The organism is Microbulbifer sp. S227A (assembly GCF_049800935.1).
Genome location: NZ_JBNAFZ010000007.1, coordinates 18,557 through 39,343, shown reverse-complemented (window position 1 = coordinate 39,343; position 20,787 = coordinate 18,557). Strand labels below are relative to the sequence as shown.

General features: G+C 56.3%; 18 protein-coding genes. 4 read left to right on the top strand and 14 right to left on the bottom strand.

What is annotated here, in order from left to right; translation table 11 throughout:
• Window positions 1–38 precede the first annotated feature (38 nt).
• The gene (rph, locus tag ACP15R_RS16645; RefSeq protein ID WP_224868049.1) at window positions 39–761 is read right to left on the bottom strand and encodes a ribonuclease PH; all 723 of its coding nucleotides are present in this window, start codon (window positions 759–761) and stop codon (window positions 39–41) included.
• Window positions 762–899: 138 nt separating this feature from the next.
• Between rph and ACP15R_RS16640 the strand changes: the two genes are divergently transcribed.
• Complete coding sequence (locus ACP15R_RS16640; protein ID WP_224868052.1) at window positions 900–1,784, top strand: YicC/YloC family endoribonuclease; 885 nt, start codon at window positions 900–902, stop codon at window positions 1,782–1,784.
• A 26-nt stretch (window positions 1,785–1,810) separates the two neighbouring features.
• On the opposite strand, the gene ACP15R_RS16635 is transcribed toward ACP15R_RS16640, so the two are convergent.
• The 5 genes from ACP15R_RS16635 to ACP15R_RS16615 form a co-directional block, all read right to left on the bottom strand.
• Window positions 1,811–2,260 (bottom strand): hypothetical protein, encoded by a 450-nt coding sequence (locus ACP15R_RS16635; RefSeq protein ID WP_222231060.1) that lies wholly within the window; start codon window positions 2,258–2,260, stop codon window positions 1,811–1,813.
• Window positions 2,254–3,117 (bottom strand): hypothetical protein, encoded by an 864-nt coding sequence (locus ACP15R_RS16630; protein WP_224868072.1) that lies wholly within the window; start codon window positions 3,115–3,117, stop codon window positions 2,254–2,256. The genes ACP15R_RS16635 and ACP15R_RS16630 overlap by 7 nt, the downstream gene beginning before the upstream one ends.
• 175 nt (window positions 3,118–3,292) lie before the next feature.
• A complete protein-coding gene (locus ACP15R_RS16625; protein WP_224868074.1) occupies window positions 3,293–4,492 on the bottom strand; it encodes an acetyl-CoA C-acyltransferase in 1,200 nt (399 codons plus the stop codon).
• Window positions 4,493–4,518: 26 nt separating this feature from the next.
• The gene (locus ACP15R_RS16620) at window positions 4,519–5,751 is read right to left on the bottom strand and encodes an acetyl-CoA acetyltransferase (protein WP_224868076.1); all 1,233 of its coding nucleotides are present in this window, start codon (window positions 5,749–5,751) and stop codon (window positions 4,519–4,521) included.
• Window positions 5,752–5,806: 55 nt separating this feature from the next.
• Window positions 5,807–7,270 (bottom strand): carotenoid oxygenase family protein, encoded by a 1,464-nt coding sequence (locus tag ACP15R_RS16615; protein ID WP_224868078.1) that lies wholly within the window; start codon window positions 7,268–7,270, stop codon window positions 5,807–5,809.
• 238 nt (window positions 7,271–7,508) lie between these two features.
• Between ACP15R_RS16615 and ACP15R_RS16610 the strand changes: the two genes are divergently transcribed.
• Both ACP15R_RS16610 and ACP15R_RS16605 read left to right on the top strand, forming a co-directional pair.
• On the top strand, window positions 7,509–8,432 hold the full coding sequence (locus ACP15R_RS16610; RefSeq protein ID WP_224868080.1) for a winged helix-turn-helix transcriptional regulator: 924 nt from the start codon (window positions 7,509–7,511) through the stop codon (window positions 8,430–8,432).
• Between the two features lie 124 nt (window positions 8,433–8,556).
• Window positions 8,557–9,249 (top strand): aspartate/glutamate racemase family protein, encoded by a 693-nt coding sequence (locus ACP15R_RS16605; RefSeq protein WP_224868082.1) that lies wholly within the window; start codon window positions 8,557–8,559, stop codon window positions 9,247–9,249.
• 50 nt (window positions 9,250–9,299) lie between these two features.
• Here ACP15R_RS16605 and ACP15R_RS16600 read toward each other — a convergent pair whose 3' ends face one another.
• The 4 genes from ACP15R_RS16600 to ACP15R_RS16585 form a co-directional block, all read right to left on the bottom strand.
• On the bottom strand, window positions 9,300–10,481 hold the full coding sequence (locus ACP15R_RS16600; RefSeq protein ID WP_224868085.1) for an acetyl-CoA C-acyltransferase: 1,182 nt from the start codon (window positions 10,479–10,481) through the stop codon (window positions 9,300–9,302).
• A gap of 75 nt (window positions 10,482–10,556) precedes the next feature.
• Entirely contained in the window at window positions 10,557–11,471 is a 915-nt protein-coding gene (locus ACP15R_RS16595; protein WP_224868086.1) for an SDR family NAD(P)-dependent oxidoreductase, read from the bottom strand.
• Window positions 11,472–11,526: 55 nt separating this feature from the next.
• Window positions 11,527–11,985 (bottom strand): MaoC family dehydratase, encoded by a 459-nt coding sequence (locus ACP15R_RS16590; RefSeq protein WP_224868088.1) that lies wholly within the window; start codon window positions 11,983–11,985, stop codon window positions 11,527–11,529.
• A 33-nt stretch (window positions 11,986–12,018) separates the two neighbouring features.
• A complete protein-coding gene (locus tag ACP15R_RS16585; RefSeq protein WP_224868090.1) occupies window positions 12,019–13,821 on the bottom strand; it encodes an acyl-CoA dehydrogenase in 1,803 nt (600 codons plus the stop codon).
• A gap of 185 nt (window positions 13,822–14,006) precedes the next feature.
• Between ACP15R_RS16585 and ACP15R_RS16580 the strand changes: the two genes are divergently transcribed.
• Entirely contained in the window at window positions 14,007–14,840 is an 834-nt protein-coding gene (locus tag ACP15R_RS16580) for a helix-turn-helix domain-containing protein (RefSeq protein WP_222248225.1), read from the top strand.
• A gap of 39 nt (window positions 14,841–14,879) precedes the next feature.
• On the opposite strand, the gene ACP15R_RS16575 is transcribed toward ACP15R_RS16580, so the two are convergent.
• The 4 genes from ACP15R_RS16575 to ACP15R_RS16560 form a co-directional block, all read right to left on the bottom strand.
• The gene (locus ACP15R_RS16575; RefSeq protein ID WP_224868092.1) at window positions 14,880–15,836 is read right to left on the bottom strand and encodes an alpha/beta hydrolase; all 957 of its coding nucleotides are present in this window, start codon (window positions 15,834–15,836) and stop codon (window positions 14,880–14,882) included.
• A 14-nt stretch (window positions 15,837–15,850) separates the two neighbouring features.
• Window positions 15,851–17,629, bottom strand: coding sequence for an acyl-CoA dehydrogenase C-terminal domain-containing protein (locus ACP15R_RS16570; protein WP_224868672.1), 1,779 nt, complete (start codon window positions 17,627–17,629; stop codon window positions 15,851–15,853).
• Window positions 17,630–17,730: 101 nt separating this feature from the next.
• Complete coding sequence (locus ACP15R_RS16565; protein ID WP_224868094.1) at window positions 17,731–19,335, bottom strand: AMP-binding protein; 1,605 nt, start codon at window positions 19,333–19,335, stop codon at window positions 17,731–17,733.
• Between the two features lie 29 nt (window positions 19,336–19,364).
• Window positions 19,365–20,783: an MFS transporter gene (locus ACP15R_RS16560; protein WP_224868097.1), complete on the bottom strand. Its 1,419-nt coding sequence runs from the start codon at window positions 20,781–20,783 to the stop codon at window positions 19,365–19,367.
• Between the last annotated feature and the right edge of the window lie 4 nt (window positions 20,784–20,787).

Genomic DNA, 20,787 nt, shown 5'->3' with positions numbered 1-20,787 from the left:
ATTTTGATTTACGCGCGCAAGGTCTGTGACGTACGCCGTTACGCGTCGGCCAATGCCTTTTTCTGCAGCTCGACCAGCTCTTTGATGCCCGCCTTGCCCAGCGCCAGCATCTCCGCAAACTGATGCTCGGTAAACGGGACGCCCTCAGCGGTGCCCTGCACCTCGATCATGCCGCCGTCTTCCGCCATCACCATATTCATATCGGTATCGGCGTGGGAGTCCTCCGGGTAGTCCAGGTCCAGCACCGCCTGACCTTCATAAATACCCACAGAGATTGCCGCCACCATGTTTTTCAGTGGATCGGTGTCGATAATTTTTTCCCGCTGCATGTAGCGAATGGCATCCACCAGCGCCACGCAGGCACCGGTAATTGACGCGGTACGCGTTCCGCCGTCTGCCTGGATTACATCGCAATCGAGGGTAATCTGATGCTCCCCAAGGGCCTCCAGGTCCACCGCCGCGCGTAGGGAGCGACCTATGAGACGCTGAATTTCTACGGTGCGCCCACCCTGTTTGCCGCGCGCCGCTTCGCGCCCCATACGGCTACCGGTAGAGCGGGGCAGCATGCCGTATTCCGCAGTAATCCAACCACTGCCCTGGCCGCGCAGAAAACGCGGCACTTCTGCCGCCACAGAGGCGTTACACAGCACCTTGGTGTCGCCGAACTCCACCAGCACCGAGCCCTCCGCGTGGCGGGTATAGTTGCGGGTGATGCGCACATCGCGCAGTTGTTCTGGTTTGCGGCCGCTTGGTCGCTGCATATCTCACCTCTTTAGAATCATCTTTAACTTGCAAGCCCGGCATTATAGCCATCAAAGCACACAATCACCCTGTGCTATGATTTGCCGCTCATTTTCCATCACTCATGCTCAATTAGAGCATTTCTGGAGCACGGCAGTATGGCCAACAACAAAGTGCGCAGCATGACCGCTTTCGGGCGTGCCGAGGTAAATTACTCCACCGGTACCGCGGTGTGGGAAATGCGCTCGGTGAACCATCGCTATCTGGAACCGCACTTCCGCCTGCCGGAAGCTGCCCGCGCACTGGAGCCCAAACTGCGTGAACAGCTGCGCAAGACCCTGAACCGCGGCAAGCTGGAAATGACCCTGAACCTCAGGGCTACCAGCGGTGAGGCCGCGGCAATTGAGGTGAATCAGGCGCTGGTTGAGCAACTGTTGAGTGCGGCCAAGCAAGTCTCACCGGGCCTTGGCGGTGTCGGCAGCCTGCCGCTGAATCCGATGGAAATTCTGAAATGGCCGGGGGTAATTGCCGAACCGGAAACCGATGCGCAGGAACAGGCCAACGCCATCCTCGACGGCTTCAAGCAGGCACTGAAACAGCTTGTGGATAACCGCGAGCGCGAGGGCGCCGAACTCGCCGGTTTTATCGAAGCACGCCTTGTCAGCATCAATGAACAGGTCACCACCGTGCGCGCGCTGCTACCGCAGATTCTGCAAAACCAGCGCGAAAAACTGAAAACCCGCCTGGAAGAACTGCTCGAAGAAATCGACAAGGATCGTATCGAGCAGGAAATTGCGCTGCTCGCACAAAAAGCGGATGTGGATGAAGAGCTGGACCGTCTCGACGCTCACATCACCGAGACACGCCGCGTACTCAAAAACGGCGGCCCCATCGGCCGTCGCCTCGACTTCCTGATGCAGGAATTCAACCGCGAAGCGAACACGCTTTCATCCAAAGCGGTAGTAACTGACACCACTCAGGCTGCGGTGGAGTTAAAGGTATTGATCGAGCAGATGCGCGAGCAGGTGCAGAATATCGAATAAGTCCTATTCAAGAGTTCAGACAATCTTCAGTCGCACGCACCAGGGATGGTGTAGACGATATCTCGCACGAACAACCACTGACTTGAGGCTGCTTCACAAATTTCGTAACCCCGTTGCTCAAGAAGATATGCGGAAGCGTAGTGAACTGTAGTAGGTAGAATCACAATGAGCGCCAGCCCAAGTAAGGCAGTCGCACCAACAGCTTGCTTGATTTTTCCTGGGACTGGCTGTCGAATCAGCGAATTATAAATTCCATCCAATAATAAAAACGACATCGCGATTCCCGCGCCAAACAAGTAATAAACACCCTTGTCAATTAACACGTTATTGTCAGCTTGGAATATCGCTACCATCATGTGATAGAAAGCTACGGTGGGGAGTATGAGACAAATACCCGCCACCGAAAAAAATACCAACAATATAGCTGCGGCCGTTGGGCGTGACGTCTGTTGCGATATTTCGGCTTTCGCTACCATTGCGGTATATTCCTGTGTAAATAATGTTTCGCGGTATCGATTAGGACTCTTCTAGTTTCATCGATAACATAATCCAAAGCGCTATCGATAAATTCACCGGCCGCGCTGGAAATACTTTTCTTAAAATCTGCCACTTTCGCATTTTTCTTACGCTGTAGCTCGTCTAACGCAGAAATGACTTTCTCAGTAATTTCAAACCGGTTATCCAGCCTGGAAAGTCCGTAAGAAACAAGCAACCCCACTCCAATAGCGGCCACAATGGGTCCCACTGCCACAGTGAATATTGCTGCTGCACCTGCAGCGGCAATTATTGACGCCCCCGTGGCAATCCCTATTTTTATAATGTCTGTAGCCAAGGTTCCGATCAGCTGATTCAAAGTAACTTGATCTGTAAGAATGTAATCTGCAATTCTAAAGGCACTTACCAAAACAACAGTCAAAATCCCGCCGCTACGCATTGCACCAATTGCACCACTTTTCCCGACTCCCATTTGTACTACTTGGGCATTTTGTAACCCATATCTGGTGCCAGTAAAAATCGTTCGCAGTCGCGGATTGCCCTTGAATATTACATAGGGCTGCCCTTTATAATATTTGATATATGCCTTTGTTCCGGAAAATCCGAGATCGGCAAATAGTTTTGTCAGCATGCCCAAGTCTTTGCTTGTGGCACTGTAATTTGCCGCAGCCTCGACCCCACTCCTAAGCATCGCCCAGGTAGATTGTTGGGAAGAATACTCGGGCGATTTCGCAACGGTCGCTACAACATGATCAAATTCATCCAGCGAAAGTGCGTACAATTCGTGCGAATTATGCCGGAGGCCATTTCTGATCGGATCTCTTTCCATATCTTTCATCGTTAAACAAATCCATGTTTATCCGCTGTAAAGCTGAAGCGTAAAGCGCTGAAGTTTAACGCAAGAGTAGAAAAACAAGAAAAGCGATACAATGAGAATTTGTGGCACGAATGTACGGATTATGCAAGGCAATCCAACGGGTAATGATGTGTTAGGTTGAATACTTAGATAATTTTCATTGTCTCTCAATGAGAGTCGCAACGCCCACACCGGCGCCACCACAAATAGCGACCAGACCGCGCTGCAGGTCTCGTCTCTCCAGCTCGTCGAGCAACATGCCGATAAGAATGCCACCGGTGGCACCTAGCGGGTGACCCATGGCGATAGCACCTCCATTGACGTTCAGCTTGTCAAAATCGATCGCAAAGTGCTGCTGGTATTTCAGTACGCTCGCGGCAAAGGATTCGTTAATTTCCCATAGATCGATACCTTCTGGCTTAAGTCCGGTCGTGCTCAACAACTTTTCGGTGGCGCGCAGGTGGCCGGTGAGCATTTGTACTGGTTCATCGCTGGCACTGGCAAAGTGGCGAACTTTGGCGCGCGGTTTTAGGCCATATTCTGCGCAGGCATTATCGCTGGCGAGTAATACCAGCGATGCGCCGTCTACCAGCGCCGGGGCATTTCCCGCGGTATGCCGGCAGTCGAGTTCGGTGCCGGGATAGGTGAAGCCGACGAGCTTCTGCGCGAGCGGCGCGAACTCACGGAAACTTTCCGGCAGGGCGGAGAGCTTTTCCATAGTGGTTGTGCGTATGCCATCGTCGGCCTGCAGGATTGGCTCGCCTTCGCTATCGGTTACCGGAATCAGCGCGCTGGCAAAGTGGCCCGCCTGCGATGCGTGTGCGGCGCGCTGCTGGGATTGCAGGGCCAGTTCATCCAACTGTGCGCGGCTGTAGCCTTCGCGGGTAGCGATCAGGTCGGCGGACAGACCCATATGCATAAAGCGCGTCGCCCGCATCACTTCCTTGTCGGAATACCAGGGGCCCTTGTCGGAAAACATCGGTACCCGGCTCAGGTGCTCGACACCGCCGGCCACCATCACCGATGCCATGCCTGCAGTAATATGTGCGGCAGAAGTATTCACTGCATCCAGCCCCGAGCAGCAGAAGCGGCTGATGCTGGCACCCGGCACACTGTCGGGCCAGCCCGCGTACATGGCGGCCATCTTGGCGATATTGGAACCCTGCTCACCGCTCTGGGTGGAACAGCCCAGCAGTACATCGTCGACGATAGTCGGATCTAAGTCGTTGCGCGTTTGCAGTGCACGAAACAGCGGTGCGAGTAGCCCGACGGGTTTTACCTGCGCGTATGCGCCTTTCTCGGCGTGACTGCGGGCGCGGGGGATCCGCACGGTGTCGATAATATTGGCGCTTTGCATACTCTGCTCTTTATCTGGTTTTTTAGTTAGCGGCCGATAATCAGGCTGGCACAGGTGGTGGTGCTGCCGCCGAGGTTAAACGTCATCAGATTTTTGGCATTGGCGATCTGGTTTTCGCCAGCGGTACCAATCACCTGGCGGAAACCATCCAGGGCCATACGCACACCGGTTGCACCCACCGGGTGACCGAGACCAATCAGGCCGCCGCTGGCATTGACCGGCAGTGCGCCATTTCGCGCAAAAGTTTCTTCCTCGATCAGGCGGTGGATTTGGCCGGGTGGCACAAGCCCGCAGTGATCCAGAATCATGTATTCGGTGATATTGAAACAGTCGTGCACTTCCAGCCCGTCCACATCGCGCACGCTGTGCATGCCGGCACGAGCGAGGGTTTGCTCAAACAGCTGCTGCACATGGGGGAATAAAACACCCTGTGGGTTCTGCAGTTTAAGTTTGTTGGAAAACAGCATGGGCGCATTGATATGTCCCCAGCCCTTAATGCGCGGTATGTCTTCGAGGCGCAGGCCGCGGGCGCGGGCGTATTCCTGTGCGCGCTCTTCAGTCGCAAGAAAAACCACCGCGGCACCGTCGGTAATCTGCCCGCAATCGTGCCGGCGGATGGCGCCGCTCACGGTTGGATTGGCACTGTCATCCTCGGCAAAGCTGTTATCGGCAAATTGCCAGCGACGGGACTGCGCGCTGGGGTTAACACTGGCGTTGGCAAAATTCTTTTCCGAGATTGCCGCGAGATGTGCCTTGTCGAGCCCATGGCGCGCGCGATAAATATCGATAAGTTCTGCAAAGGCGCAAGGCCACAGGTATTCCGCATCGGTCCATTCGCGACCGTTCCAGGCCGCCGGCGCCAGATTGGCCGCGGCCTCGTGACCGGGCACATTACGCATCTGTTCGATGCCCACCACCGCCGCCAGCTGATAATTGCCGGCGCGCAAGTCGGCCATGGCCGCGAGCAGTGCCATGGAGCCGGATGCACAGGCGGCCTCGTGGCGCGAGGCGGGCAGGTAACGCAGCGCCGGGTCCACCTCACCAAAGAAGCCTCCCAGCTGTGCCTGGCCCGCAAACAACTCGCCGACAAAATTGCCCACATGGCCCACTTCAATTTCTGCGGGATCCAGTTTGGTGTTTTCCAAACCGGCCGTTAGGGTTTCGGCAAAGCCATCGAACAGGGACAAACCGTCGCGCGCCCAGTTGCGGGCAAAATCACTCTGCGCACCGCCGAGGATATAGATGGGACTGGTGGCCACGGTATTCTCCGCTTAATTAGCTGTGACTTTCTGTGCTTATTGATCGCCGCGCTTCTTAATCGCCACGGAGAGAGGGGCCGTCGGCCCAGGTAGCGTGGGTGCCGCTGCAAATCCGGTGGGGCAGGATAATGCGGCACACCGGTCCCGCCTCGATGTCCTTCGCATCGATTAACACGCACTCGGAGCGGTCTTCTTTCATGTCGGTGATAAAACTCACCAGATAGCCGTCGTCTTCGTCCTTGGCGTTTACCCGCGGTGCAAATGGCGACTCGCTGCCAAACCGCTGCTCGCCAAATGGCAGGCTCCAGCTTTCGCCTGTTTCCAGGTCGTGTTTGACCATGCCGGAGAACAGGAACCAACCCGGCTCACCCCACACGGAATACAGGTAGCGGGATTTTCGCCCGGCGTAGCGCTGGTTGAACATGCCGAATTCCAGTACGCGATCGTCGAGTCGCTCCTCTTTGGTCTCCCCGGTTTTCAGGTTGAAGCGCCAGCGGTGCAGGTGTGACTTGAACGAATGCATATCGATGCCGGCCATCATGCGCCCGACTTTTTCCGGCAGGCCGGGCAGTGGTTCCGGCACCGGCGCGTCCTGGAAGTAGCCGTCGAGAATAATCTCATCGCCCTCCTCATACGCGTTCATCCAATGCAGGACATAGGTGGGCGCCGCCTCAAACCAGCGGATGTCTTCGGCCTTGCCGTAGCGCGGCAAAATGGCAAAGCGGGTAGGCATGTCCGGGTGGTAACCGGCGCGGTGGATATTGTCCTTCAACAGGTTTTCGTCCCAGAACAGCGGCAGGTCCACCAGAATGGAGTAGTTCTCGGTAAACGCCATATCGTGCGGCAGGCGCGGCCCGGGGGTGGGCACCGGGGTGTAGTGCACCAGCTTGTTGTGCTTATCCACCACACCGTAGTGCTGGTAGGGCGGATGCTTGGAGTAGTTGAAGAACAGCATCTCGCCGGTGCGCTCATCCACCTTGGGATGCGCAGAAATACCATCGACCGGCGCCCAGCCGGCAACACCCTCCTGCTCCAGGGTATAGGGGTCGAGACGGTAGCCATCGCCGCATTGCCAGAAGGTCGACAGTACCTTGCCCGCATGCACCACCACATCCGTGGAGGAGGCGTCCTTGACCGCGCCTTGCGCGCCCCAGCCCGGTCGCTTGGATTTGTGCACGCTGTTGGCAATCCCCGCCCACAGAGATTCGCCAGCTTCCTGCTCGGCTTCGAACCCCTTGGTGCGCACGAAGCGGTTGCGGTACTCGACCTTGCCATCGCGGAAGCTCATGGCGTGCAACATGCCATCGCCATCGAACGGGTGGTAGACACCGATCGCCTCGTGCACCTGATTTTCCGTATTGCGGATATACACCCCGTCGATATCCCGCGGTATCTCACCGATCACCTGGAGGTCCGTCGCGGTAAATTCGGTGAAGTTCGGGGTCCAGGCACCGTTCAGGTAGGGGTGCATGCTGGGCTGGAGGGTACTGGGGACGGTGTTCTTATATTTGATATCCATACCGGTAGTGCTCAGGGCCTCAATAGGGTTATGTCTAGGCTACGTCTAAGTAACAGGTAAATAGTAACTTGCATTATGATACTAATAATAAAAACAGATCGGCCGGATTCGATCAAGTATGCATTTAGATAGAGAATTGGATGCCAATTTAGGCGTCAGTGATCGGATAGGATCACCAGCACTAAAAGACTGATTACGGGGAATACGCCACAACGGCGGGATGCGCTAATATCGCGCCATGAATTCGGGATTATTGATTAACCGCGCCATCGCCGGCGGGCTGGATGTAATCGGGGACCGCTGGTCGCTGCTGATCCTGCGGGATGCGTTTCTGGGGCGGCGCCGCTTTGAAGAGATTCGCGCACACACCGGCGCCAGCCGCGCAACGCTGACACGTCGCCTTGCTGCACTGGTTGACGCAGACGTGCTGTATCGCAAGGCCTACGGCACCGGTTCGCGGGTCGAATACCGACTCACGGCCACGGGGCAGGAACTGTTCGGTGCATCACTGCTGGCGTGGCAGTGGGAATCCCGCTGGGCCCACGGCGAACAACTGCCCGCGCGGTTGCGCCACAGTGTGTGTGGGAGCCCACTGCACCCCCGCGCCCAGTGCCGCGCCTGCGCCGAAGAAGTCACGCTGGATTCCGTCGACTGGGACCTGCCCGCAGCGGGGCTAGAGCCACAGTTTGAAGAGCTGCGCTCCATCGGCGGGCAGCGCCGTGTGCGCGCCGAGCCGGCGACGGGCAGTGACCGCGACCTCGCCACGGTGAGCAATCTGATCGGCGACCGCTGGACCCTGCTGATCCTGATTGCCGCCTTTTTCGGGGTGCGCCGCTACGACGACTACGCCCGACATCTCTCCATCGCCTCGAACATCCTGACCCAGCGCCTGCGCTTCTTGGTGGAAGCCGACGTGCTGGAGCGCATCCGCTATCAGCAGAATCCGCCCCGCTACGAGTACCGTCTGGCCCCACGGGGCAGGGACCTGTACCCGTTGGTCATGGTGATGCGACAGTGGGCGGAGCAGCGTTTGCCCCCAGATCAGCGGCCGCTGGCCTTGCGGCACAAGGGCTGCGGGCAGCCGCTGGTGATCGATGTGATCTGCGGTGAATGCGGACAAAAACCCTGGCCGCGGGACGTAACCCGGTCAGAGACCAGCTGAGCACCGATTGGCCGATACCAGCCAGGCCTTACCAGTCATCCACAATGCGGATTTACCTCGACTGACCGCGCCACTTGTGGATAAATATGCACATCCGCAATTTCGAACAGATTCGAGGTGAGATGTGCTCCGAAATGACATTTACAATGATGAGTATTCCATCGGTGTGGTTGCTGGCACCGCCACGGATACCCGTTTTGGGCTCGACTTTCTCGCCGCCCGCCAGGTAGCGGGCCTGGGCATCTCCCTGTCCGCCTCACCGCAAGCGCAGACCCAGCTGCAGGCGCTGGAACGGGGCGCCCTCACCCAGAAACTGATTGATGCGATTGAGTCCCTGCAGCAGCAGGGCGCCGCGGCGGCAATGATCTACTGCAACTCGCTGTCTGGCGCCGTGGACCTGGATACCGTGCGCAGCACCGTCGCGATCCCGGTGGTGTCACCGCTGGATGTGTACGCGGAATTGACCCAGCGCTATCGCAACTTCGGCCTGCTCGCCGCCAACTGCCAGAGCTGCGCCAACATCGAGCGGGAAATCCTGTTGCGCAACCGCAGTGCCAAGGTCATCGGCATCGGCAACCTGCAGATTGTGGAAGATATCGAAGACGGGGTATCACCGGCGGAACTGGTGCAGCAGCACGCGCTGGATGACCTGGCGGCGGCACTGGTGAAAAGCGGGGTGCAGATCCTGATCCTCGGCTGCACCCACTTTGACTACTTCTACACCGAGCTACTCAAGCACTGCGACGGCATCAAACTGTTCCTGCCGTCGGAGCGCATGCTGGCTCTGCTCAAGGCACAGGCACTGGAAGCGGCCTGAACCCTTGGCGCAAATGGCAGCTAGGCGATAGACGCCTTGCCGCACTCAGATTAAAGGACTTCAAACAGGGCCGCGGCACCCATACCACCGCCAACACACATGGTGACGACGACATATTTCACACCGCGACGCTTGCCTTCGATAAGCGCATGCATGGTCATGCGGTTACCACTCATGCCGTAAGGGTGACCAATGGAGATGGCGCCACCGTTTACATTGAGTCGGTCAGCGGGAATGCCCAGCTGATCGCGGCAATAAATCACCTGCACCGCGAACGCCTCGTTCAGTTCCCACAAACCAATATCGTCCATTTTCAGGCCGGTGCGCTTTAGCAGCTTGGGAATCGCGAATACCGGCCCAATTCCCATTTCATCGGGCTCACAACCGGCCACGGCCATACCGCGGTAGACGCCGAGCGGCTGCAGATTGCGCTGTTCGGCAAGCTTGCCATCCATCATCACTACCGCAGCAGCGCCGTCGGACAATTGCGAGGCATTGCCCGCTGTTATCACACCGTTCTCGCGCACTGCATTCAGGCTGTTTAGGCCCTCAAGGGTGGTACCCGGCCGGTTGCCCTCATCCTTGGCCAGCGTCACTTCCTGTTCGCTGATATCGCCAGTTTCCTTATTGGCCACCAGTTTGGTCGCCGTCACCGGAACAATTTCATCATCGAATTTACCGGCCTCCTGGGCCGCCGCGGTACGGCGCTGGGATTCCAGCGCGTATTCGTCCTGAGCATCCCGGGAAATGTTATAGCGCTTGGCGACAACCTCGGCGGTATCCAACATCGGCATGTAAATAGCCGGCGCTTTTGCCAGTACCGCCGGATCTGCCGCACGGTGCAGGTTCATATGCTCGTTTTGCACCAAGCTGATGGACTCACAGCCCCCGGCAACAACCACCGGCGCACCATCGACGACGATCTGCTTGGCCGCGGTGGCTATCGACATGAGGCCCGAAGCGCACTGGCGATCAATGGTCATGCCGCTGACGCTTACCGGCAGGTCTGCGGCCAGGGCAACCTGGCGGGCAAGGTTGGCACCCTGACTGCCCTGTTGCAGCGCCGCACCGAAAATACAGTCGTCAACTTCTGCGGGATCAATACCCGCACGCGCGACCGCGGCGGTTACCGCATGGGACGCAAGCGACGGGCTTTCCAGATTATTAAACGCACCGCGATAAGCGCGACCAATGGGCGTGCGCGCAGCTGAGACAATAACCGCTTCTTTCATAGATAAACGCTCTTCGAGCCTGCACCCACACGTATGCGTGGATGCGGCAGATAGGTTGAAATTACTGGGGCCAAATCAGGCCGGCTGAATGCTGGCCATCGCCATAGTGAGGAATTTTTCCGTTTGTCCCGCGCCCGAAGCGAGTTCACCCTGTGCACTTTGTTCGCAAATTTTGTCCCAGCTTTCGAGCACTGCCTCGGGGGTTTGTGCCTCCGCGGGGATAAAGGTGCCCGCCGTTTCAAACAGGCGCGTACTGGCATAACCACCCGCACCGGCGCATAGAATAAAGCGGTTGGGGGCTTCCTTATGACACAGGGTGAGGGCACCGGCGGTTACCGATTCCGGTGTCAGCATACCGAGTATCTCTGGAGGCATCAGATCTTCGGTCATGCGGGTACCGGCCGTCGGCGCCAGCGCATTCACGCGGATATCGTATTTCGCGCCCTCGAGCACCAGGGTATTCATAAACCCTAGCACTGCCATTTTGGCGGCGCCGTAGTTGGACTGGCCAAAGTTGCCATACATACCGCTGGAAGAAGTGGTCATCACTATGCGACCGTAATTCTGCGCGCGCATAATGTCCCACACCGCCTTGGTGCAGTTCACCGAGCCCATCACATGCACATCCATCACCATCTGGAAATCGCTCAATTCCATTTTGGCGAAGGATTTATCGCGCAGGATACCGGCGTTATTAATCAGGATGTCGACGCGGCCCCACTTGTCCATGGCCTGCTGCACCATGTCCTGCACCTCGTCAAACTTGGCTACGTTGGCACCGTGCGCGATGGCTTCACCACCGTTGGCCTCAATTTCCCGCACTACTGCCTGCGCCGCCGCTGAAGACGCACCGCTGCCGTCGCGGGCGCCACCCAGATCATTGACTACAACTTTCGCGCCACGTGCGGCCAGTGCCAACGCATGGGATTTACCAAGACCATTACCGGCGCCGGTTACGATGGCCACCTGGCCGTCAAAACGTACTGTCATTGTTTTTCTCACTTGGAATAATTGTATTGTCAGTTTTCACTGTGAATGGTTGCATTCATGCAACCATTTGCATGGTCAGCCACTCTGCCTTGAGTGCAGGTTTCTCTTCACCCTCAATTTCCACGGTTACATCAAACTTCAGCATGAACTGGCCAGGATTTTTTTCTTCCGCACTGGCAAGCTTCGCATGGGCGCGAATCCGGCTATCGACTTTCACCGGCGCGATAAAACGCACCTTGTCAAAGCCATAGTTAATACCCATGTAAGCGCCTTCGATGGCAAGGCCAAAGGTCTCTGCAAAATGGGACAGCATCGACAGCGATAAGAAACCGTGTGCGATGGTCGAGCCAAATGGCGTTTGTGCCGCGCGCTCGGGATCGACATGAATAAACTGGTGGTCCAGAGTCGCCTCGGCGAAGAGGTCAATTTGTTGCTGATTTACGGCAAACCAGTCTGTTGTTTTCAGCTCGGTACCGACGTGTTGCAACAGCACTTCTTTGGTAACGGTGGTCATGCTATTTCCTGGATTGATAACTGGCTTTTTTGTTTAAAACCAATCTGGCTTCATCTCAAAACTGGTAGCGTCGATATCGCGCACCAGTTTCGACCAGTGGTAAATTTTCGGGAGTTCTGAGCGGAAGAAATACTGCATTGCCTGTAGCTTTCCGCGGTAAAAGTGCTCGTCATCTTTATGCGGATTAGCCTGGAGTCCCGCATCTGCGGCGAGCCCCTGGCGCAACCAGATCCATGCGACCACGATATGTCCGAACATCTCCAGATAACTGACCGAATTGGAAAAAACGAGGTCGATATTTTTCTCGGCGGTTGCACCGAGCACGCTAGTCGTAGTCTGCTGCAACTCGGTTAGCGCAGCGCCTAATTGCCCAGCAAACAGACTCAATTCCGTATCGCGGGCTTTGTCGATAGTGCCCTGCATTTCATTGAGTATTGCCTGATAGCCGGCGAAGTTATTCATCGGCACCTTGCGCCCGAGCAGGTCGAGGGACTGAATACCGGTGGTGCCTTCATGAATCGGATTCAGGCGGTTATCCCGGTAAAACATTTCCACCGGATGCTCATTGATATAGCCGTGACCGCCCATCACCTGGATCGCCAGGTTGTTGGCTTTGGGGCCGTATTCCGACGGCCAGGTTTTGATAATCGGGGTCAGGAAATCCAGCAGGGTGTGCGCCTGCGAGCGGGCTTCTTCGGTTTCTGCCGTTTTTTCGTCGTCGGCAAGCTGGCAGCCGAGCAGGCACAATGCATAGGCGCCTTCGGCATAGGCCTTTTGTGTGAGCAGCATGCGACGCACATCCGCGTGCTCGATGATCGGGATGGGGGGGGATTCCGGGTCCTTGTTGCCGAGTAACCGCCCCTGGGGACGTTCACGCGCGTAGTCGAGGGAATACTGGTAGCCGGTCAGCGCCGTGAGGGCTGCACCGGTGCCCACCATGATGCGCGCCTCGTTCATCATGTGGAACATATACATCAGTCCCTTGTTTTCTTCACCCACCAGATAGGCATTGGCACCACCGTTTTCGCCAAAACTCAGCGCGGTGGAGGTATGTCCGCGACCACCCATTTTATGGAATAGGCCAGCGAGGGCCACGTCGTTGCGCTCGCCAATACTGCCGTCTTCGTTGAGCAGGAATTTGGGCACGATAAACAGGGAGATGCCCTTCACGCCCTTGGGCGCTCCCTTAACCCGCGCGAGTACCAGGTGCACGATATTTTCACTGAGCTCGTGATCACCACCGGAAATAAAAATCTTGTTACCGGTCAGCCGATAGCTGCCATCCGCTTCGCGGGTAGCAGTAGTAGTGAGGTCGGCAAGCCCGGAACCGGCGCCGGGCTCGGTCATCGCCATGGTGCCCATAAAACGCCCTTCGCGCATGGGGCGCACCCAGGTGTCGATTTGCTCTTTGGAACCATGAGCTTCAATCAAATTGGCATTGGCATCGGTCAGGGAGATGTATCCCAGTGTTGTGCTCGCCACAGCAAAAAGGTGCGCCTGAGCCGCACTGGTGACAATCGGTGGCAACTGCATACCACCACTATCAAAATCGCTGGAGGGCGCGGCGAGTCCAGCCTCAATCACCGCATCCAGCGCAGGCTTGATTTCAGGAATCAGGTGCACTTTTTTGCCGTCAAAGGTCGGCTCGTTGGTATCGACCTTCTGGCGGATTGGCAGGAAATGTTTCAGCGCAACCGTCTTGCCGGTCTCGATAGCTGCGTCAAATGTCTCGCGACTGTGGTCCGCGTAGCGCGCACGGGCCGTGAGAGATTCTGCATCAAAGAGTTCATACAGCATGAATGCCAGATCGCGTTCACTAAGTGCTTGGGCTGCCATGGGTCACCTAATATTTATTGAGCATTGGCGGTTATCGGAATTCTTCCACCCAGCTTGCGGGCGGTTGGGTATTGTTGACCCAGTTGATAGACTCGGCCATTACCTCTCAGGTCAAGTTTGGGCCAGGTCACGTTCGAGAGCCCCGCGGCATACGTTGCCGTGGCGCTGTTTGTTAAGGCGGGAATATGAGCGATACAGCCTATCCGGCGTTTGGGCATCTATTGCGGTTCTGGCGCAAGGTGCGCGGTATGAGCCAGGAAGCGCTGGCGCTCAATCTACAATCCTCAACCCGGCATATCAGCTTTCTGGAGAATGGCAAGGCGCGCCCCAGTGAAGCGCTGGTTGAGGCGATTGCCCAATCGTTGCAGCTCGGAGAGCGGGACAGTAGCTACCTGCGACTGGCAGCAGGATATCTCGCGCGCAGCCAGGCCGTTGACTTCGAAGCGCCAGAGTTCAATTGGCTGCGCAAGGCTACCCTGTTTTCACTGAAGGCGATGGACCCCTACCCAGCAGTGCTCATGGATCGCTACGGCCGCTTGTTGATGGTGAACCGCAGCTGGGTGGCCTTCTACAAAGAGGTGGTTAGCGCTGAGGAGCTGGTCGAGGTAAAAAATCATTTCGAGTTTTTGTTCCGGCGTCCGTCGGAAGGTGCGGCGCAAGAATCCTGGCGGCATAAGTTGGCCATGATCTTGATGTATGCCCAGCAGGAGGCTCTATTGACCGATGATCCCGTCTACCACGGGATGGTGCGTGAACTCGCAGCACATCCCGGTGTGCCGGACGACTGGGCCCAGATTGCTTCACAGCTCGAGCCCATGGCCAGTTACCGTGTTCAGCAACGCTACAAGGGCAAACTTCTGAGTCTTTTCAATGTCAGCCTGAACGTCGGTGCAGTGGGCCCCGCATCGTACGTGTCGGAACCGCGCTTGGCGATTAACACGCTCTATCCGGAAGATGAAGCGCTCGACCTAGGCGACGCACTGGATAGCGATCTCTCACACCCTCTGCTGTTTTATTAACAACAAGCAATCGAGGCGTTTCGGAGCACCCACACAGATTTACGCTGACACCTGCTGTGAACACAGCTCCAGTGCGGCCTCCCTTAATACCCTCTCAGTGGCAGTGCGGGCGGACGGGATGTTGCTCGCCAGCGTCAGGAATCCATGAATCATCTCCGGGTAACAGACATAATGAACGGGTACCCCGGCATGTTTCAGCTTTGCGGCAAATTCTGTGCCTTCGTCCCGCAGCACATCGAAGCCTGCGGTGATCAGATAGGTCGGTGGTAAGCCCTGAAGATTTACTGCGCACAACGGTGACACATAAGGGTCTCTGGTACTGCCAGTATCGGGGACATATTGCTGGGCAAACCACGCCATATCGGACTTACGCAAATAATAGCCATCGGCAAAAGCAGAGTACGACGGTGTTTCCAGACTGCTGATATCCGTGACCGGATAGAGCAACAATTGGTGACGAATACGAGGACCACCTTGATCGCGGGCCTTAAGGCTGCACGCAATGGCGAGATTACCCCCGGCGCTGTCACCGGCAATTGCAACCTGTGAACACCCCGGGGCAAGCGCTTCCACGTTGGCGCCAGCCCAGCAAAGCGCAGCATAGGCATCGTCCAATGGAATCGGATACGGGTGTTCCGGAGCCAGACGATAGCCAACGGATACCACTACGTGCTGGGTGCTGTGCGCCAACTGATCTGCGAATTCATCGTGGGTATCGAGATCACATAGCACCCAACCTCCGCCATGCAAAAAGACCAGTACCCCACGCGGGTTTCGCGGCCGGTAGATCCGCAGGGGTATCTGGCCGCCCGCCACGTCTAAAACCATGTCCTCCGATTGGCAGCGACGTACACCGCCATCGTCTGGCGTCATTGTCTTGACGGCTGTGCGCGCCACTTCGGCACCAACGTCAGTCAGTGCCGGACGTTCCAGGCTCTCCACCAGCTGAAGAAACCCACGTATGTCTTCAGCTAGTTGCCGCTCGGTCGGGCTCATTCTGTTGCACCCGGTTATCGACCCGCGAGGACGTCAAAGTCCATATCGTCCAGCGCCATCAGACTGTCTGCACCGGCGCGCATCTGTTCCGCCAGGCTGCTGCAGCGTGGCAGTATTTTGTCGAAATAAAAGCGTGCCGTCACGGCCTTGGCACGATAGAAAGCATCCGCACCTTCCCGTACTTCGGACACACTGGCCATGCGCCCCCATTGCCAGCCCAGCAACACATAGCCGGAGTACATCAGATAATCCACCGACGCAGCGCCAAGCTCGTCAATATTCTCACTGACGGAATTGAATAGTGTCGCGGTGATCGCCTGCCATTCTTCAAGGCGCGCAGAAAGACGTTGGGCGTAATCTGCCTCCATGTCTTCCATGTCGGCACGAATGCGGACAATGACCGTCTCCAGTGAGGCCCCTTGGTCGCGTAGCACCTTGCGTGCCAGGAGGTCCAGTGCCTGAATACCAGTAGTGCCCTCATACATGGTAGTGATGCGTGCATCGCGCAGGTTTTGTTCCATTCCCCACTCGCGGATGTAGCCGTGGCCTCCGTAGACCTGCATGCCGATATTCGCGCATTCGATGCCCATTTCGGTCATGAAGCCTTTGGCGATTGGCGTATAAAATGCGAGCAAACTGGCAGCTTCAGCCGCTGCCTCGGCATCAGTACCCAGTTCGATGTCTACCAGCTGCCCGAGACTGTGCAGCAATGCACGGCTACCTTCAGTCAGCGCACGGATAGTCAACAGCATGCGCCGCACATCCGGGTGTACGACCAGTCTGTCCGCCGGGCGCGTTGGCGCTTTTGCGCCGGATAACGCACGCCCGGCTTCGCGTTCAGTCGCATAGCTGAGCGCACCCTGCAGCGCGACTTCGCCATGGGCAAGACCTTCCAGCGCAACGCCCAGTCGCGCAGAATTCATAAAGGTAAACATGGCCAATAGCCCACGGTGCGGCTCACCAATGAGAAAGCCCTGAGCACCGTCAAAATTCATCACGCATGTGGCGTTTCCATGAATGCCCATTTTGTGTTCGAGCGAGCCGCACTGGACCGCATTGCGTGCGCCAGGTTCGCCTTGTGGGTCGGGTAAAAACTTGGGGACAATAAACAACGAAATACCGCGAGTTCCCGCGGGGGCGTCGGGCAGTCGCGCTAGTACCAGATGAACAATATTTTCACTGAGATCGTGTTCGCCGGCGCTGATAAAGATTTTGGTACCACTGATGGAATAAGAGCCGTCTTCCCGTGCTTCCGCGCGGGTGCGTAAGAAACTAAGGTCACTGCCGCATTGAGGCTCGGTCAGGCACATAGTGCCTGTCCAGGCGCCACTGGTCAGTTTAGGCAAATAGATTGCTTGCTGGGACTCTGTGCCATGGGCCAACAGCGTTCCACGACAACCTGCACTCAAACCAGGATACATTGCCCACGCATGGTTCGCCTGACTCAAGCATTCGGACACCATAAAGTCGAGGGACTTTGGCAACGCCTGCCCCCCAAAAGCGGTGGGCATGCTGAGGCCCGGCCAACCACCATCAATATATTGCCGATAGGCGTCGGCAAAACCGTCGGGTGTTTTTACCCCATCCTCATTCCACAGGCAGCCCTGTTCATCGCCATTGCGATTCAATGGGTAAAGCACCTCTTCACTAAAGCGCGCCGCCTCCTCGAGAATGGCGTTGCGCAGTTCGCAATCCAGTGGCTCGCCACCTGCGAGACTTGCGTAGTGTTGCTGCGCGTTAAGTAGCTTGTCCGCGAGAAACTGGACGTCGCGGATGGGTGCTTTAAAGGGCATGGCGTTCTCACATCTGTTAGCCAAGGAAAATACCTGCGATTTTCAATCAAGCAGGCACTACCGGAGATTATTGGTCGACTCGGAAAAAATTCGCGTTGTAGCTATTTACGCAGGCTGCGGCGCAGTACCTTGCCCACAGCCGATTTGGGCAACGCATCGATAAATTCAATATGCTTGGGGACTTTATAAGGGGTCAGTAATTTGCGGCAGTATTCCCACAGTGAATCCATATTGCGTGAGTCACCGGCGGCAACAACGAATACTTTGATGGCTTCGCCAGTGCGTTCATCGGGTACGCCTATCGCAGCACATTCGAAAACATCCGGGTGAGCGGTCAATACATCTTCAATTTCATTTGGATAGACATTGAAGCCGGAGACCAAAATCATGTCTTTGATACGGTCTACGATTCGTATAAACCCATCTTCCTGGATCACGGCGACATCACCGGTGCGAAACCAGCCATCGCGGTCAATTGCCGCGACACTTTCCTCCGGACGATTCCAGTAGCCCTTGAGCACCTGGGGGCCACGTACCACCAGTTCACCCGCTTCACCGTCGGCGAGGATTTCTCCGTCGGAGTCGATGACCTTGACCTGCATCGCTGGCAACGGTTTGCCGACGGTACCTAATTGATGTGCTGTCGGCACATTACAGGTAAGTGATGAGCTGGTTTCAGACATCGCATAGCCTTCAAATAACAGCGTGCCCGTGCGGCGCTCCCACTCTTCCGCGACTGAGCTGACCAGCGCTGCGCCTCCGGCAATGGAGCCACGCAGTGCACTGAAATCAATGTCATCAAATTCCGGGTGCCGCATAAGCCCCGCAAACAAGGTATTCACGCCAGCAAACCCGGTGAAACGATGGGCTTTCATCGCCTGTATCAGACTGTCGAGATTGCGCGGGTCTGGAATCAACACCGAGTGCACGCCATTCATACAACAACTGATGACATTCCAGGTGAAACCGTAGATGTGATACAGCGGCATGGGAGCGATCACCACGCCGTCGTTGCGCTCGTTTTCATCCAGTGCACTAGTGGTCTGCCATGCACTTGCATACAAATTACCGTGCGTCAGCATGGCACCCTTTGATGGCCCAGTTGTCCCACCCGTGTATTGCAGCACCGCCAGGCTTTCCATGGCGCAGTCTGTCGGCTCGCAAGGCTGGTCGAGATGGCGCGCCAGGACATTACTGAGTGTCACATAAGTTTCCGGGCACTCGTCGGGCAGTTGCTGCCCGGCGTCCGCTTTCAGTGCGTTGGCAACGATTACCCGGGTAATGCCGAGTTCACCTGCAACCTTGGCGGTTACCGGCAGACAGGCCTCATACACCAATAGTGCCTTGACGTCCGCATCCTGAAACTGATGACGAATTTCTCGCTCGGTGTACATCGGATTGGTATTGACGATGACCACACCAGCCCGCAAAGCACCCCAAACCGCAATCGGATACGCCAGGATATTGGGCATTTGGATCGCCAGCCGGTCACCTGGCTGCAAACCATCCCTGAGAAGATAGGCTGCAAAAGCTCGGCTGTGGCGATCCAATTCCGCAAACGTCAGCGTTTGACCAAGGCAGGAAAATGCTGACTTATCTGCATATGCCGATATAGCAGCATCAAACGCATCCACCAGGTTCCGAAACCCCTGCGGATTAATTTTTTGCAGCATCGCCTGTGAATATTCGAAGGCATTCTCAGTCATTTTCTCTTATCTCAGTTTTTGGTCACAGGTTAGCTGGCCGAAATCGCGCGCTTGTCCATTCCACGAAAGGCTTCCCCTTCACGCCGGGAGCGGTAGAGAGAAAAAACGTAGACACTGCCGAGCACAACAAGGGAAATACCTGGACCATAAGCCCAGCCGAGACGGGCCAGCATATCCATCGTGACCCCAGAGGCGTCCACAGAATCGGAAAAGCCGGCAAAGTCGAGAATTAGACCGGCACACAGCGTGCCTGCGCCAAACGTCACTTTTTGAATGAGCATCAACGCGGAGTTCAGTGAGCCTTCCTGACGCAGACCCGACTCTGCCTCAACATCGTCGGCGACATCCGCGGCCATCGAAGCAGTGATACTCATGGCGCCAATAAAAAACGTCTGGTGAATAACGACAAACAGGCACACCAGGAGTAGTAGGTTTGCCGTTCCCGGGGCTGGCGTAAATCCGTAAATACGCGCAAGTACTGGAATCGGCCCCACCAGAGCGGCGGTAACGAGGAACAGCATTAAGCTGCGGCGCTTACCCATCTGTGCGCTGATTTTCATGGTTAATATCGTCGCGGGAATTAAGGCCACGAATACGCACAGCATGAAGGCACCTGTCTGCGTGCTGCTGAAGCCATAAAAGAAAGTGTTGACGTGCAATAACATGGTATTTGCGGTACCCATACCACACACCAGTATCAGGCTGCCGAAAAATAGGATGCGCGCAGAAGGAATTTTGAAGAACTGGATGATATCGGTAAACGCACAGTGCCAGGCGCGGCTTTTCTGTTCGCTTGTCGCCTGCTTCAAGTAGGGAATTCGCGAACGTGTACCCCATACAGCAATTGCCATCCCAACAGCGGACAGCAGCGCGGCCGCGAGCCCAATGTTCTGATAGCCACTGGCGATGTCACCGTTGCTGGTGGCAGTTGGAATCAAAATAAACCAGGCCAGGACCTGCAAGCTGATTCCGCCAGCGTAACCCCAGAAAGTTCGGTGTAAAACGATGTTGGTGCGTTCATGGTAGTCATCGCTGAGCTCTGCGGCCATTGCCATATGTGGCACGACAAAGAAGGTCAGTGCTGTACGCACCAGAATCGCACTGCCTATGTACCACGCAAATAAGCCGCCATCATCAAGCCCTGCGGGCGGGTTAAAAATCGCAAACAATGAAAGGGATACCGGGAGAATCGACAATGCCATGAAACCGTGCCGCCGACCCCAGCGGCGCGACTGTGACTTGTCGGAGAAGTACCCGACAATTGGGTCAGAAATGGCATCAGCGATAATGGACAGTAGCGCAGCCAGCCCCGCAATGCTCGGGGACATACCAAGTATTTGTGTGTAGTAAAAAAACAGGAAGTAGTGAAAGCAAGAATCCTTCGCCGCCCAGGCAAACTGTCCCATACCATAGGCATTTTTTGTCGACTTATTCAAAGTATTTTGCATGGCT

What these genes read in the sequence shown, in the direction of transcription:
- rph (WP_224868049.1), bottom strand. Translation starts at nt 761, where the DNA reads ATGCAGCGACCAAGCGGCCGCAAACCAGAACAACTGCGCGATGTGCGC.
- ACP15R_RS16640 (WP_224868052.1), top strand. Translation starts at nt 900, where the DNA reads ATGGCCAACAACAAAGTGCGCAGCATGACCGCTTTCGGGCGTGCCGAG.
- ACP15R_RS16635 (WP_222231060.1), bottom strand. Translation starts at nt 2,260, where the DNA reads ATGGTAGCGAAAGCCGAAATATCGCAACAGACGTCACGCCCAACGGCC.
- ACP15R_RS16630 (WP_224868072.1), bottom strand. Translation starts at nt 3,117, where the DNA reads ATGAAAGATATGGAAAGAGATCCGATCAGAAATGGCCTCCGGCATAAT.
- ACP15R_RS16625 (WP_224868074.1), bottom strand. Translation starts at nt 4,492, where the DNA reads ATGCAAAGCGCCAATATTATCGACACCGTGCGGATCCCCCGCGCCCGC.
- ACP15R_RS16615 (WP_224868078.1), bottom strand. Translation starts at nt 7,270, where the DNA reads ATGGATATCAAATATAAGAACACCGTCCCCAGTACCCTCCAGCCCAGC.
- ACP15R_RS16610 (WP_224868080.1), top strand. Translation starts at nt 7,509, where the DNA reads ATGAATTCGGGATTATTGATTAACCGCGCCATCGCCGGCGGGCTGGAT.
- ACP15R_RS16600 (WP_224868085.1), bottom strand. Translation starts at nt 10,481, where the DNA reads ATGAAAGAAGCGGTTATTGTCTCAGCTGCGCGCACGCCCATTGGTCGC.
- ACP15R_RS16595 (WP_224868086.1), bottom strand. Translation starts at nt 11,471, where the DNA reads ATGACAGTACGTTTTGACGGCCAGGTGGCCATCGTAACCGGCGCCGGT.
- ACP15R_RS16590 (WP_224868088.1), bottom strand. Translation starts at nt 11,985, where the DNA reads ATGACCACCGTTACCAAAGAAGTGCTGTTGCAACACGTCGGTACCGAG.
- ACP15R_RS16585 (WP_224868090.1), bottom strand. Translation starts at nt 13,821, where the DNA reads ATGGCAGCCCAAGCACTTAGTGAACGCGATCTGGCATTCATGCTGTAT.
- ACP15R_RS16580 (WP_222248225.1), top strand. Translation starts at nt 14,007, where the DNA reads ATGAGCGATACAGCCTATCCGGCGTTTGGGCATCTATTGCGGTTCTGG.
- ACP15R_RS16575 (WP_224868092.1), bottom strand. Translation starts at nt 15,836, where the DNA reads ATGAGCCCGACCGAGCGGCAACTAGCTGAAGACATACGTGGGTTTCTT.
- ACP15R_RS16570 (WP_224868672.1), bottom strand. Translation starts at nt 17,629, where the DNA reads ATGCCCTTTAAAGCACCCATCCGCGACGTCCAGTTTCTCGCGGACAAG.
- ACP15R_RS16565 (WP_224868094.1), bottom strand. Translation starts at nt 19,335, where the DNA reads ATGACTGAGAATGCCTTCGAATATTCACAGGCGATGCTGCAAAAAATT.
- ACP15R_RS16560 (WP_224868097.1), bottom strand. Translation starts at nt 20,783, where the DNA reads ATGCAAAATACTTTGAATAAGTCGACAAAAAATGCCTATGGTATGGGA.